We start from the raw sequence: 12,418 nt of genomic DNA, 5'->3' as shown, positions 1-12,418 counted from the left end.
GTTCAGACGCCGCGGGCGGGCGTGTCGAGGCTTGGCTCCTCCGCCGTCGCGACGGGGCTCGAGTAGAGGTCGGCGGGCTCGACGACCGCCGGCTGCACGGCCGTGGCCTCCGCGGGCTCGGCCTCCGCGGGCAGCGGCAGCTGCTCGGCGTGCGCGACCGGCTGGTCGGTGGCGGCCGTGAACTGCTCCTCGGCCCACTTCTGCTGCTCGACGATCACCGGATCGGTCGCCTGGTCCTCGTAGCGCCAGCGCTCCAGATCGGCGGCGAAGAGCTTGCGGCCCTTGCCCGGCTTGTGCAGCCACGTCACGAGGCGCTCGCGGTACTCGGCGAGCGTCTGGTCGGCCTGGTAGCTGAAGCTCACCGAGTTGGTGCGCATGTCGGCGAGCTGGTGCGAGGCCCAGTCGGCGGCGTAGTTGGCGCCCGAGATCGGCAGCAGCCGCACCATGACATCCGCGTCGTTCGCGAGGTGCTCGGCGTGCTCGCGCGCGGCCGGGGTCTGGCTGTGCCAGCGGGCGGCGTTCTGGCCCGCCGAGATGAGCGAGGAGACGGCGGCGGCCCGCGTCTCGTGGTCGCGCTGGGCCACGAGCCGCTTCGTCGCACCGCGTCCGATGAGGGCCGCGACGATGCCGGCGACCACGATCGCCACGAAGGGGATGACGGCGGTCACGAGGAGGCGCTGGCCGTCCTCCGAATAGAACCAGTCCACGAAAGCGTTCCACCACTGCATGGCGGCACCCTACGTCCGGTCCGGGCGGAACGGCCTGTCTTCCCCCGCGCGCCGCGGAATCAGCGGCGACCCGTGCCGTGCACCGCGAACGGCTCGATCGCCGCGATCTCCTCGGCGGTGAGCGGGGCGCCGTCGAGGGCCGCCAGGTTGTCCTCCAGCTGGCGCACGCTCGAGGCGCCGATGAGGGCGCTCGTGACGGCGCCCTGCCGCAGCACCCACAGCAGCGCGAGCTGGGCGAGCGACTGGCCGCGCGCCTCGGCGATCGCGTTCAGGCCGCGTGCGCGCTCGAGGTACTCCTCGCTGATGGTGTCGGCGTTCATCCAGCGCCCCTCGGCGACCCGCGAATCCGCCGGGATGCCGTCGAGGTAGCGCGCCGTGAGCAGGCCCTGCGCGAGGGGCGAGAAGACGATCGAGCCGATGCCGAGCTCCTCGACCACTTCGAGCAGCCCCTGCTCGGGGAGTCGGTTGAACATCGAGTAGGAGGGCTGGTGGATGAGCAGCGGTACCCCCTCGGCGGCGAGCGCCTCGTAGGCGCGGCGGGTGTCATCCGGGCCGTAGTTCGAGATGCCCGCGTAGAGCGCCTTGCCCGAGCGCACCGCGTGGGCGAGCGCGCCCATCGACTCCTCGACGGGGGTCTCGGGGTCGGGGCGGTGGTGGTAGAAGATGTCGACGTAGTCGAGGCCGAGCCGGCCGAGCGAGGCGTCGAGCGAGCTCAGCAGGTACTTGCGCGACCCGAAGTCGCCGTACGGCCCCGGCCACATGTCGTAGCCCGCCTTCGACGACACGACGAGCTCGTCGCGGTACGGCCGGAGCTCGGATGCCAGCAGCCGGCCGAAGTTCTCCTCCGCGGCGCCGCCGGGAGGGCCGTAGTTGTTGGCGAGGTCGAAGTGGGTGACGCCCAGGTCGAAGGCGCGCAGCACGATGTCGCGCTGGGTGGTGAACGCCCGGTCGTGGCCGAAGTTGTTCCAGAGGCCCAGCGAGATGCGGGGGAGCTTCAGCCCCGAGCGGCCCACCCGGGCGTAGTCGAGCTTCTCGTAGCGGTCGTCGGCGGCGCTGTACGGCATGTCCTCACCCTAGGGAACGGATGCGACATCCGCTGCGTTGTATCCGGTGTCCCCCCGAACCCAAGGAAAGTAGGGTCGCATCATGCGCACTTTCGTTCTCGCCGGCGGCTGCTTCTGGTGTCTCGACGCGGTGTACCGCACGCTCGAGGGCGTGACGGACGTCGTGTCCGGCTACACCGGCGGCAACGTGCCGAACCCGAGCTACGAGCTCGTCTGCACGGGCAGCACCGGCCACGCGGAGGCGGTCGCCGTGACGTTCGACGAGGAGGTCATCCCCTCGAGCGTCATCCTCGACGTGTTCTTCAGCCTGCACGACCCGCGTCAGCTCAACCGCCAGGGCGCCGACATCGGAACCCAGTACCGTTCGGCGATGTTCTACGCCGACGACGACCAGAAGCTCGAGTTCGAGCAGGCCCGCGACCGCGCGGCAGACGCGTGGGGCGACGGCATCGTCACCACGATCACCAGGCTCGGCGAGTTCTACCGGGCGGAGGAGTACCACCAGGACTTCTTCGCCAAGAACCCCGGCCAGGGCTACTGCATGGCGGTCGCGCTGCCCAAGGTCAGCAAGATCCGCAAGAGCTACGCGCAGTACGTGAAGGCGGTGTAGCCGCCGGCGCCGGGCCGGGGTAGCGTCGAAGACGACGCAGACGGATGCGACGCAAAGGAGCAGATCATGAGCGAGAGCACCACCGTCGAGCAGCGCTGGGTGGCCTTCGGGCCCGCCGGCGCCGTGGGCACCATCCACCGCACGGGCGAGACCTTCCAGGTCAAGCTCGTCGACGACGCCGACTACCGGGGCAGCTACCCCAGCCTCGACGTCGCCAAGAGCGCCCTGCATGCGGCGCTCACCCCCGGCTCGGAGTGGCCGGACTTCCGGGAACACTGAGCACCACCGCTCCTCCCCAGGTACCGCGGCGTCCCGTCGTCCCCGATTCGGGGATGCGGGATCCCGCGGATGCCGCGCGCCCGGCACGCTGATGCCACGGCGCCCGGACCGGACGTCCCGGCACGATCGTCCGCCGGGCGCCGCATCCGCGAAAGAGGAGGAGCAATGACCGAGATCGTCACCGTCGTGGGCGTCGTCGCCACCGAGCCCAAGCACACCGTCTCCGCCGAGGGGCTCGACGTGCTCCAGTTCCGGCTCGCCGCCAACCACCGCCGCTTCGACAAGGCCACGGGCGGCTGGATCGACGCCGAGACCAACTGGTTCCGCATCGTCGCATTCCGGCAACTCGCCGCGAATGCCGGCGCCTCGTTCGCGAAGGGGCAGCGCATCTTCGTCACGGGGCGGCTGCGGGTGCGCGACTGGAACGACGGCGACAAGAACGGCCGCGAGGTCGAGATCGTCGCCGACGCCCTCGGGCACGACCTGACGTGGGGCACCTCGCAGTTCACGCGCGTCTCGCGCGGGGGCGCGGCGGCGACCCCGTCGGCGTCCGAGGCGGATGCGCCCGAGGAGTTCCCGGCGGAGGCTCAGGTCGCCGAGGTGCTGCCGTTCTAGACTCGGGGCGATCGCGCACCCGTCGCGCGACGACCTCGGAGGCCCGGATGACCCGACCGCGTCGTGCACTCGCGTGCGCGGCCGCCGCGCTCGCGGCCGCCGTGCTGCTCGCGGGCTGCACCACCCCGGAGCCGGAGCCCACGCCGTCCGAGACGCCCACGGCATCCGCGACGCCCACCCCGACGCCCACCCCGACCTCGGGGCCGGAGCTCGACGGCACCGCCGCCGACAACCAGGAATACTTCGACACCATCAACCGCGAGCTCATCGACTCGGGTGTGGCGCTCGGCGGGGCGGCGTTCATCGACAACCTCGTCGCCCACGGCTTCCCCCGTGAGGCGATGGAGGTGACGCCCGACACCACCGCGATCGGCGTCGCGGCCGACAACATCGTGTTCTCGATCCGCTTCGCCGACAGCTGCCTGCTCGGGCAGTGGGGCAACATCGGCTACACGAGCCTCGTGACCGAGCTCCCGGCGAACGGCCGCTGCATCATCGGCACCGCCCGACCCGCGTAGCCGCACCGGTCGCCCTCCCGGCGCCCGTAGGATCGACGGGTGGCTGAATACAACCGGCCATTCCTATTGCTGCAACGAAGTTGCGTCGCGTGTTGGCAGGCTGACACCCTCGGCACATGAGGATCCGCGTCGAAGTGTTCCCCATCGAATCGACGCGATGGATCACGGTCATCGAGGCTCCGCGCGGGCCGTTTTCCACCGAAACGCTGCGGCCAGAGGATATCGAGGCGGACGTGAAGGCCAGCGTTCGCGGCGTCCTCGGCAAGGGCCCCTTCGAGATCGAGCTAGTCGACGACCTGGGCCAGAGCTGGACGGTCGCATCCGCGGATGCGCAGAGTCGACGGTTGGGATTCGATGCGGGCTAGTGCGGCGGAGGACCGGCTGTGTCGTGCGACAGAGGATGGTCTCGAGACCAGGCCCCGAGTGGTCGCGCGACTTACGCCGCGGGGTGACGCGAACCGAACTGTTCGTACGAACTTTGAAAGTCCTCGAACCTAATCCGGGCGGGTAGGTCGAGAGTCGCGGCGGCCGGGGCGATTACGCTGCTGACGCCAAGGAATTCGTGCATGGAGATCAGCATCTGGCGCCACGGCGCCGGTGTTTCGATCGCGAAGCTTCCTTCCGGCCAATTCAGCGTCGCGCGAGTCCAGAAGGACCGCCCGTCAGCCTTTCCGCTGGCGGGATCCGGAATGATCTCGTAGCCAAGCGTCTCCAAGGCGTCAGCGACGCGCGCGATGTTCAGGAAGGAGACGATGGCGAGTTTCCCGCTGAGCAGTTCGCTCACCGCCCGCTTGGGAATGTCGTACATGTAGAAGGGCAGTACCTCGCTCGCAAAGGACGCGTCCTCATCAGTCAAAGGCACGGTTTGAAGCAACATGCTGTTCCGCTCGTGACCCTCGACGTGCAACTCGTCCGTGAGAGCTTCCTTCGGGAAGTTGCGCTGGAAGTCTGAAGGGGTCACACCTTCCGGGTTGTACGCGACGATGTACCCGGCGTACCCGTCGACGGAAAAGAACGAGGTTCCATCCTTGCGAGCGTTTCGGATGGCTCTCCGCAACTCCGCCCAATGGTGCTTGTCTTCGCCGACGCGCGTGAGCGTCAAGTGGGTCGTGTCGCCAATCTGATTGATGCTGTTGAGCTTGGCCTTGCGATGCTGGACAGCTGCATCCATCCGTTGCATCTGACGCCGGAAGCGCTGATCGGTTTGCCAACGCGGGCGAGTCTGAATCGCCGGCGCCGCCTTAACCTCACCGAGTCCTTCGGGCATCGGCTCGTTGGTGATGAGAGTTACCTGCAGGGTGATGTTCTCCGTCTTGTCGTTGATGGGTTCTGTCGCCGTGCGATGCGACTTGACCTCGACGGTGTGATGGACCAACTTCCGAGTCTTGCGATCAACGTTGAGGAAGGTGATGTCGCCGACTCGCAAGCAGCTTGTGATGTCGTGCAGCAGTGGGATTCCCCAGTCAGGCCCCGCGCACGCGCGCGCTGCCAACCACGTCCCTCGCACGCCGTCATCCTCTTTGGTGCTCGGGATAGGCATCAGATCGTTGTGCGACAGTGCCGCGATGTGCTGCTTGTCCTTGTTGAAGTGATCCCAGGCGAGGGCATCTCCGAGGCGACGCGCATTCCATCGAATCTGGCGAAATCGAGCGGCATCCTTTCGTGCTTGGGCGCTGCGTCGCGTTGTGGCCTTCAGCGACGCGAGATGCCTTTGAACCTCGATCTGGAAGTCGAACAGATCCTCCTGGAACTTGAAGAACGCTTCGACGCCCTCGTTGAGGACGATCGAGCGGTCCCGCCCAACCACACGCAGCGCCATGCGGTCGAGCTGGCGCACTAGACGCTCGAGTTCTCGCTCGTAGTCGGGTTCGGGCACGTCGTCACGGTATTCGTCGCCGCCGACACTCGAGCTCGCAAATGATCCTTTCCGTGGACTGCGCGCCTCTCGTCGGAAGGAGCGAGTCGAAGTAGAGCCACGCCGTCCAAGATCCTGCGCACGCACTGAGCGTGTAGTTCGTGCGCGCCGGCCTGTAGGCCGCCCGATAGCGCGCTCCGGCAGGATGAGCTACCACAGTCGACAGAACGATCCCTCTTACCCCTTCGAAACGAAGGGCGGCGCGTCATCCGCACCAGGCCGACGCCCGTAGGATCGAAACCATGGCTGAGTACATCTACTCCATGGTGCGCGCCCGCAAGTCGGTCGGCGAGAAGCTCATCCTCGACGACGTCACGATGGCGTTCCTGCCGGGAGCCAAGATCGGCATGGTCGGCCCGAACGGCGCCGGCAAGTCGACGATCCTGAAGATCATGGCGGGGCTCGACACCCCCTCCAACGGCGAGGCGAAGCTCACCCCCGGGTACTCGGTCGGCATCCTCATGCAGGAGCCCGAGCTCGACGAGACCAAGACCGTGCTCGAGAACATCCAGGAGGGCATCGCGATCAAGGCGAAGCTCGACCGCTTCAACGAGATCTCGGCGGCCATGAGCGACCCGGATGCCGACTTCGACTCCCTGCTCGCCGAGATGGGCGTGCTGCAGGAGGAGATCGACGCCGCCGACGGGTGGGACCTCGACTCCCAGCTCGAGCAGGCGATGGACGCCCTGCGCACCCCGCCGCCGGACGCGCCCGTGAAGAACCTGTCGGGTGGTGAGAAGCGCCGCGTCGCCCTCGCGAAGCTGCTGCTGCAGAAGCCCGACCTGCTGCTGCTCGACGAGCCCACCAACCACCTCGACGCCGAGAGCGTGCTGTGGCTCGAGCAGCACCTGCAGAAGTACCCAGGCGCGGTCATCGCGATCACCCACGACCGGTACTTCCTCGACAACGTCGCCCAGTGGATCGCCGAGGTCGACCGCGGTCACCTCTACCCCTACGAGGGCAACTACTCGACCTACCTGGAGAAGAAGGCCCAGCGCCTCGAGGTGCAGGGCAAGAAGGACGCCAAGCTCGCCAAGCGCCTCGCCGACGAGCTCGACTGGGTGCGCTCGAACACGAAGGGTCGCCAGGCGAAGTCGAAGGCGCGTCTGGCCCGCTACGAGGAGATGGCGGCGGAGGCCGACCGCACCCGCAAGCTCGACTTCGACGAGATCCAGATCCCGCCGGGGCCGCGCCTCGGCAACGTCGTCATCGAGGCGAAGAAGCTCAAGAAGGGCTTCGGCGACCGGGTGCTCATCGACGGGCTCAGCTTCACGCTGCCGCCGAACGGCATCGTCGGCGTGATCGGCCCGAACGGCGTCGGCAAGACCACCCTGTTCAAGACGATCGTCGGCCTCGAGCCGCTCGACGGCGGCGACCTGAAGATCGGCGAGACCGTCAAGATCAGCTACGTCGACCAGACCCGCTCGAACATCGACCCCAACAAGACGCTGTGGGAGGTGGTCTCGGACGGCCTCGACATCATCGTGGTCGGCAAGACCGAGATCCCGAGCCGCGCCTACGTGTCGAAGTTCGGCTTCAAGGGCCCCGACCAGCAGAAGAAGGCCGGCGTGCTCTCGGGCGGTGAGCGCAACCGCCTGAACCTCGCGCTCACCCTCAAGGAGGGCGGCAACCTGCTGCTGCTCGACGAGCCCACCAACGACCTCGACGTCGAGACGCTGCAGTCGCTCGAGAACGCGCTGCTCGAGTTCCCCGGCTGCGCGGTCGTCATCACCCACGACCGGTGGTTCCTCGACCGGATCGCGACCCACATCCTCGCCTACGAGGGCACCGAGGAGAACCCGTCGGAGTGGTACTGGTTCGAGGGCAACTTCGAGGCCTACGAGCAGAACAAGATCGAGCGCCTCGGCCCCGAGGCGGCGAAGCCGCACCGCTCGGTCTACCGCAAGCTCACCCGCGACTGACGTCGACGTGACCCGCATCCACGTTCCCATCCGGCTGCGCTGGAGCGACGTCGACGCCTACGCGCACGTCAACAACGCCGAGATGCTGCGTCTGCTCGAGGAGGCGCGCATGGAGGCGTTCTGGCGCCCCGACGACGGGGTCGACGGGCGGCCCACGGCCCTGCTCGACGCGCGCCCCGGCGCGCCGATCCTCAGCCTCATCGCCCGCCAGGAGGTCGAGTACCTGGCGCCCATCCCCTTCCAGCGCAGCCCCATCGTGGTGGAACTGTGGATCGGGCGGATCGGCGGCGCGAGCATCGAGATCTGCTACGAGGTGTACTCGCCGGACGGCGTCGACCCCCGCATCCGGTACACGATCGCCTCGACGACGCTCGTGATGGTGGATGCGACCTCCGGCCGCCCGGCGCGCATCCCCGACGAACTGCGCGAGGCGTTCGCGCCCTACATCGAGGAGCCCGTGGCCTTCGCCAAGCGCGGCTGAACGCACGCTCGCGTCCCGCGGCGACCATGATGCGGGTTCCGCTCATGGAGCCCGAGATGCGTGTCGAGATCGAGGTCACGGCGGTCGTCGGGTCCGCTCTGCTCCCGCGGGAGTAGGCGGGTTACTCCCTGCAGCGGTTCCGGCGACCCCGGATGCGCGCCTAGCGTCGGCGGCATCGCATCCGTCGACCAGGGAGATCGCCATGACCGCCACCGCAGCCCGCCCCGCAGCCCGCCCCCTCGCCGTCGCCGTGACGGTGATCCTCGCCGTCGTGGTCTCGGCCGTCGGCACCTCGCTCATCGCCCTCGTCGCGTCGCTCGCGGGCGTCGGCGCGGGATTCCCGCCGCTGCAGCCGCAGGCCTACCTGAGCTTCGCCGTCGTCGGCACCCTCGCCGCGATCGGCGGCTGGGTGCTCGTGGTGCGCTTCGTCCGGCGTTCGGCGCGGGTGCTGCGCGTGCTCGTCCCCGTGCTGGTGCTGCTGACCCTGATCCCGGACGCGGTGCTGCTGGCGACCGGCTTCATCCCCGCCGCGACGCCGGGTGGCGTGGCGGCCCTCGCGCTCATGCATCCGCTCGTCGCCGCCGTCGCGGTGCTCGCAGGCCGTCGCATCGCGCCGGCCCGCTGACCCCCCGGCGGCGCGCCCTACCGGCCCGCGCACCCGCACGCCCCACCAACCCCACGCCCCGCGGGCCGCACGGTCTCCGCAACTCAGGAGATCCGGCCGAACACAGCGTGGGCGCCACGCATCGGCGTGCTTTCTCCTGAGTTGCGATAACGGAGGTCTTCGCAACTCAGGAGAAACTCGCGTTTCGCCGCGCCCGACCGCGAAGAGAGAGGTATTTCCTGAGTTGCGAACAAGAGGGGGGATGCCGCCGGTGCCCCGGCCGCGCACCTCAGTCGTGCAGCTCGGGGATGCGCACCATGCCCTCCTGTGCGATGGAGGCCACGAGCACCCCGTCGCGCGTGAAGATGCGGCCCGTCGACAGGCCGCGCCCGCCGGACGCGGTGGGCGACTCCTGCACGTACAGCAGCCAGTCGTCGACGCGCGCGAAGCGATGCCACCACATGGCGTGGTCGAGGCTCGCCATCTTCAGGCCGGGGTGCGTCCAACGCACCCCGTGGGCGCGCAGCACGGGCTCGAGGATCGAGTAGTCGCTCGCGTAGGCGAGGGCCGCACGGTGCAGGTTCGGGTCGTCGGGCAGCGGACCGATCGTGCGCATCCAGATCGCCTGCCGCGGCACCCGGTTCGGGTCGGGCTCGAAGTAGATGGGCTGCTCGACGTGCCGGATCTCGAAGGCGCGGCTCGTGGCCCAGAACTGCGCGACCGGGTGGTCGATGGGGCCGAGCACCTCGGCCGCCGACGGCAGCTCCTCGGGTGGGGTGACCCCCTCGGGCGCGGCCACCTGGTGCTCGACGCCGGGGTCGTGGTCCTGGAACGAGGCGATCATCGACAGGATCGGCACCCCGTTCTGGTACGCCTGGGTGCGCCGGGTGGAGAAGGAGCGGCCGTCGTGGATGCGGTCGACCGAGAAGGTGATCGGCTGGTTCGCGTCGCCCGGCCGCAGGAAGTAGCCGTGCGTGGAGTGGATGGAGCGCTCCTCCTCGACGGTGCGGATGGCGGCCATGATCGACTGCGCGTACACCTGGCCGCCGAAGACCCGGCCCCCCGGCATCCACTGGCTCGGGCCCGTGAAGATGTCCTCGCTCGTGCGGGCGCCGGTGTCGGTGAGGTCGAGGGTGGTGAGCAGGCCGGCCAGCGGGTCCAGGCCCTCGCGCGGGTTGCTCATGACGCCAGTCTAGAAGTCGCCGCGCCCTGCCCGGGCTAGGCTGGGAACGCTGTGACGCGCTCCTTCACCCTCGCCGACCCGGCGTCGCTCGACGACCTCCAGGTCTACCTCTCACGTGCCCAGCGCGTGGAGGACGGCTCGGTGCGCCTCATCGGCGGCAGCGGCGTGCTCGCGGTGTACTCGGCGGTGCTGTACCCGGTGGGGCTGCTCGATCTGACGCCCACGGTGCTGGGGCTGCGCACCTTCGCGCTCGCGAGCCGCGACGACTTCGACGCCGTCGTGCCCATCCGCTCCCTGCTGCTGCGGGTCGAGCGCGCCCAGCAGCTCGCGGTGGAGTCGATCGCCGCGGGGCGTGAGGAGGCGGTGGCCGTGGGGCTGCCGATGGAGGTGCACACCGCCACCTGGGCCGCGATCTCGCCCCCGCGCGGCGGCTGGCGCGGGGTGCCGCCCATCGAGGGTGCGCTGCTCGACCGGGTGGCGCGCGAGGGCATCGCCGAGGTGGCCGAGGCGGTTCCGGATGCCGTGGGCGAGTCGATCGTGCGGCGCGTGCGGGGCGAGGTGTGGGGTCGCGAGATCGCGGGCTTCGAGCACATCCCGACGGGCGCGGCCTTCGCCCTCGACAGCCTCGGCTTCGCGGGCGACGAGCAGGTGCGCGTCTACGAGACCGGCCCCTGGACGCGCCTCACGACCCACCGCGGCCACGTGCTCATCCGTCGCCGCGCCTGGACCCTCTCCCGCTAGGTGTCAAACGCTGCAGCGCCTCCCCGCGCGCTGCAGACATCACCGCCGCGGCAGGCCAAGCGCTGCAGCGTTTGACCAGGAACGGCTAGAGGGACTCGAGGATGGCGCGGCCGGCCTGGCGGCCGGTGAAGAGGCAACCGCCGAGGAAGGTGCCCTCGAGCGCGCGGTAGCCGTGCACGCCGCCGCCGCCGAAGCCCGCCGCCTCGCCGACCGCGTAGAGGCCGGGGATGGGCTTGCCCGCGGCGTTCAGGGCGCGCGACGAGAGGTCGGTCTGGATGCCGCCGAGGCTCTTGCGGGTGAGCACGTGCAGCTTGACCGCGATGAGCGGCCGGTGCTTCTCGTCGAGGATCTTGTGCGGCTTCGCCACCCGGATGAGCTTGTCGCCCCGGTAGTTGCGGGCGCCGCGGATGGCGGTCACCTGGGCGTCCTTCGTGAAGCTGTTGTCGAGCTCGCGGTCGCGGGCCTCCAGCTCCTGCCGGATCGCGACGACGTCGAGCTCGACCTCGGGCGCGAGCCGCCGCATCCCCGCGAACAGGTCGTCGAGCGAGTCGGCCACGACGAAGTCGGGGCCCTTCTCCTTGAAGGCCTCCACGGCATCCGTCGCGCCCTTGCCGAGGCGCTGACGCAGCAGCTCCTTCACGCTCTTGCCGGTGAGGTCGGGGTTCTGCTCCGAGCCCGAGAGCGCGAACTCCTTCTCGATGATCGACTGGTCGAGGATGAACCACGAGTGGTCGTGGCCGGTCTGGCGCAGGTACTCGAGCGTGCCGAGGGTGTCGAAGCCGGGGAACAGCGGCACGGGCAGCCGCTTGCCGGTCGCGTCGAACCACATGCTCGAGGGCCCGGGCAGGATGCGGATGCCGTGCAGCGGCCAGACGGGGGAGTGGTTCTCGATGCCCTCGACGTAGTGCCACATGCGGTCGCCGTTGACGAGGCGCGCCTTCGCCTTCGCGGCGATGCCGAGCATGCGCCCGTCGACATGCGCGGGTACCCCGGAGAGCATATGTTCGGGCGCCGTGCCGAGCCACTCGGGCCAGTTCTCGCGCACGAGCTCGTGGTTGCCGCCGATGCCGCCCGAGGCGACGACCACGGCGGGGGCCTTCACCTCGAACTCGCCCGTCTCCTCGCGGTTCGAGGCCTCGCCGCGCTCGGCGGCATCCGGGGCGAGGATGGCGCCCGCGGCGCCGATGACGGTCTGGCCCTTGGTGAGCAGGCGGTCGACGCGGTGCCGGAAGCGCAGCTCGACGAGCCCCGCCTCGACGCCCTCCCGCACGATGCGGATGAAGGGCTCGAGGATGCCGGGGCCGGTGCCCCAGGTGATGTGGAAGCGCGGCACCGAGTTGCCGTGGCCGGTCGCGGTGTAGCCGCCGCGCTCCGCCCAGCCGACGACGGGGAAGAACGAGACGCCCTTGGCCTTCAGCCAGTCGCGCTTCTCGCCGGCGGCGAAGGCGAGGTACGCCTCGGCCCACTCGCGGGCCCAGTCGTCCTCGGCACGGTCGAACTCGGCGCTCGCGAACCAGTCCTGGCGGGCCAGCTCGTGCGAGTCCTTGACGCCCATCCGGCGCTGCTCGGGCGAGTCGATGAGGAACAGTCCGCCGAACGACCACCACGCCTGCCCGCCGAAGCTCGCCTCGGGCTCCTGGTCGAGGATGATGACGCGCTTGCCCGCCTCGACGAGCTCGGCGGCTGCGACGAGCCCCGAGAGTCCCGCTCCGATGATGATGGCGTCGGCCTGCTCCGGCATCCGTCCTCGTTCCCCTC

General features: G+C 69.5%; 14 protein-coding genes. 9 read left to right on the top strand and 5 right to left on the bottom strand.

Going from position 1 to position 12,418, the window contains the following annotated elements:
• Positions 1–2 precede the first annotated feature (2 nt).
• Positions 3–728: a hypothetical protein gene (locus tag D7I47_RS01490; protein WP_120761404.1), complete on the bottom strand. Its 726-nt coding sequence runs from the start codon at positions 726–728 to the stop codon at positions 3–5.
• 59 nt (positions 729–787) lie between these two features.
• Positions 788–1,792 carry an aldo/keto reductase gene (locus D7I47_RS01485; protein WP_120761403.1) on the bottom strand — a complete coding sequence of 335 codons (1,005 nt, stop codon included), beginning with the start codon at positions 1,790–1,792 and terminating at the stop codon, positions 788–790.
• An 82-nt stretch (positions 1,793–1,874) separates the two neighbouring features.
• Here D7I47_RS01485 and msrA point away from each other — a divergent pair, with 82 nt between their 5' ends.
• From msrA to D7I47_RS01460, 5 genes are all read left to right on the top strand, one after another.
• On the top strand, positions 1,875–2,402 hold the full coding sequence (gene msrA / locus D7I47_RS01480; RefSeq protein ID WP_120761402.1) for a peptide-methionine (S)-S-oxide reductase MsrA: 528 nt from the start codon (positions 1,875–1,877) through the stop codon (positions 2,400–2,402).
• 66 nt (positions 2,403–2,468) lie between these two features.
• Complete coding sequence (locus D7I47_RS01475; protein ID WP_120761401.1) at positions 2,469–2,681, top strand: methyltransferase; 213 nt, start codon at positions 2,469–2,471, stop codon at positions 2,679–2,681.
• A 165-nt stretch (positions 2,682–2,846) separates the two neighbouring features.
• On the top strand, positions 2,847–3,296 hold the full coding sequence (locus D7I47_RS01470) for a single-stranded DNA-binding protein (protein WP_120761400.1): 450 nt from the start codon (positions 2,847–2,849) through the stop codon (positions 3,294–3,296).
• A 47-nt stretch (positions 3,297–3,343) separates the two neighbouring features.
• The gene (locus D7I47_RS01465) at positions 3,344–3,814 is read left to right on the top strand and encodes a DUF6993 domain-containing protein (RefSeq protein WP_120761399.1); all 471 of its coding nucleotides are present in this window, start codon (positions 3,344–3,346) and stop codon (positions 3,812–3,814) included.
• Positions 3,815–3,930: 116 nt separating this feature from the next.
• Positions 3,931–4,179, top strand: coding sequence for a hypothetical protein (locus D7I47_RS01460; protein WP_120761398.1), 249 nt, complete (start codon positions 3,931–3,933; stop codon positions 4,177–4,179).
• 71 nt (positions 4,180–4,250) lie between these two features.
• On the opposite strand, the gene D7I47_RS01455 is transcribed toward D7I47_RS01460, so the two are convergent.
• Entirely contained in the window at positions 4,251–5,690 is a 1,440-nt protein-coding gene (locus D7I47_RS01455) for a hypothetical protein (RefSeq protein WP_120761397.1), read from the bottom strand.
• 281 nt (positions 5,691–5,971) lie between these two features.
• Between D7I47_RS01455 and ettA the strand changes: the two genes are divergently transcribed.
• From ettA to D7I47_RS01440, 3 genes are all read left to right on the top strand, one after another.
• Positions 5,972–7,651: an energy-dependent translational throttle protein EttA gene (ettA, locus tag D7I47_RS01450; protein WP_120761396.1), complete on the top strand. Its 1,680-nt coding sequence runs from the start codon at positions 5,972–5,974 to the stop codon at positions 7,649–7,651.
• A gap of 7 nt (positions 7,652–7,658) precedes the next feature.
• Entirely contained in the window at positions 7,659–8,132 is a 474-nt protein-coding gene (locus D7I47_RS01445; protein WP_120761395.1) for an acyl-CoA thioesterase, read from the top strand.
• Between the two features lie 202 nt (positions 8,133–8,334).
• The gene (locus tag D7I47_RS01440) at positions 8,335–8,757 is read left to right on the top strand and encodes a DUF6069 family protein (protein WP_120761394.1); all 423 of its coding nucleotides are present in this window, start codon (positions 8,335–8,337) and stop codon (positions 8,755–8,757) included.
• Positions 8,758–9,025: 268 nt separating this feature from the next.
• Here the strand turns inward: D7I47_RS01440 and D7I47_RS01435 are convergent, their stop codons facing one another.
• On the bottom strand, positions 9,026–9,919 hold the full coding sequence (locus tag D7I47_RS01435; protein WP_120761393.1) for an acyl-CoA thioesterase: 894 nt from the start codon (positions 9,917–9,919) through the stop codon (positions 9,026–9,028).
• A gap of 51 nt (positions 9,920–9,970) precedes the next feature.
• On the opposite strand from D7I47_RS01435, the gene D7I47_RS01430 reads away from it, so the two are divergent.
• Positions 9,971–10,660 carry a hypothetical protein gene (locus D7I47_RS01430; RefSeq protein WP_120761392.1) on the top strand — a complete coding sequence of 230 codons (690 nt, stop codon included), beginning with the start codon at positions 9,971–9,973 and terminating at the stop codon, positions 10,658–10,660.
• 85 nt (positions 10,661–10,745) lie between these two features.
• On the opposite strand, the gene D7I47_RS01425 is transcribed toward D7I47_RS01430, so the two are convergent.
• Positions 10,746–12,401, bottom strand: coding sequence for an FAD-binding dehydrogenase (locus D7I47_RS01425; protein WP_120761391.1), 1,656 nt, complete (start codon positions 12,399–12,401; stop codon positions 10,746–10,748).
• Between the last annotated feature and the right edge of the window lie 17 nt (positions 12,402–12,418).

Origin of the sequence: Protaetiibacter intestinalis (genome assembly GCF_003627075.1) — a bacterium.
GTDB lineage: Bacteria > Actinomycetota > Actinomycetes > Actinomycetales > Microbacteriaceae > Homoserinibacter > Homoserinibacter intestinalis.
This window is presented reverse-complemented; position numbering and strand designations above follow the sequence as displayed.

Coding starts and splice junctions, on each gene's coding strand:
- D7I47_RS01490 (WP_120761404.1), bottom strand. CDS start 728: ATGCAGTGGTGGAACGCTTTCGTGGACTGGTTCTATTCGGAGGACGGC.
- D7I47_RS01485 (WP_120761403.1), bottom strand. CDS start 1,792: ATGCCGTACAGCGCCGCCGACGACCGCTACGAGAAGCTCGACTACGCC.
- msrA (WP_120761402.1), top strand. CDS start 1,875: ATGCGCACTTTCGTTCTCGCCGGCGGCTGCTTCTGGTGTCTCGACGCG.
- D7I47_RS01475 (WP_120761401.1), top strand. CDS start 2,469: ATGAGCGAGAGCACCACCGTCGAGCAGCGCTGGGTGGCCTTCGGGCCC.
- D7I47_RS01470 (WP_120761400.1), top strand. CDS start 2,847: ATGACCGAGATCGTCACCGTCGTGGGCGTCGTCGCCACCGAGCCCAAG.
- D7I47_RS01465 (WP_120761399.1), top strand. CDS start 3,344: ATGACCCGACCGCGTCGTGCACTCGCGTGCGCGGCCGCCGCGCTCGCG.
- D7I47_RS01460 (WP_120761398.1), top strand. CDS start 3,931: ATGAGGATCCGCGTCGAAGTGTTCCCCATCGAATCGACGCGATGGATC.
- ettA (WP_120761396.1), top strand. CDS start 5,972: ATGGCTGAGTACATCTACTCCATGGTGCGCGCCCGCAAGTCGGTCGGC.
- D7I47_RS01440 (WP_120761394.1), top strand. CDS start 8,335: ATGACCGCCACCGCAGCCCGCCCCGCAGCCCGCCCCCTCGCCGTCGCC.
- D7I47_RS01435 (WP_120761393.1), bottom strand. CDS start 9,919: ATGAGCAACCCGCGCGAGGGCCTGGACCCGCTGGCCGGCCTGCTCACC.
- D7I47_RS01425 (WP_120761391.1), bottom strand. CDS start 12,401: ATGCCGGAGCAGGCCGACGCCATCATCATCGGAGCGGGACTCTCGGGG.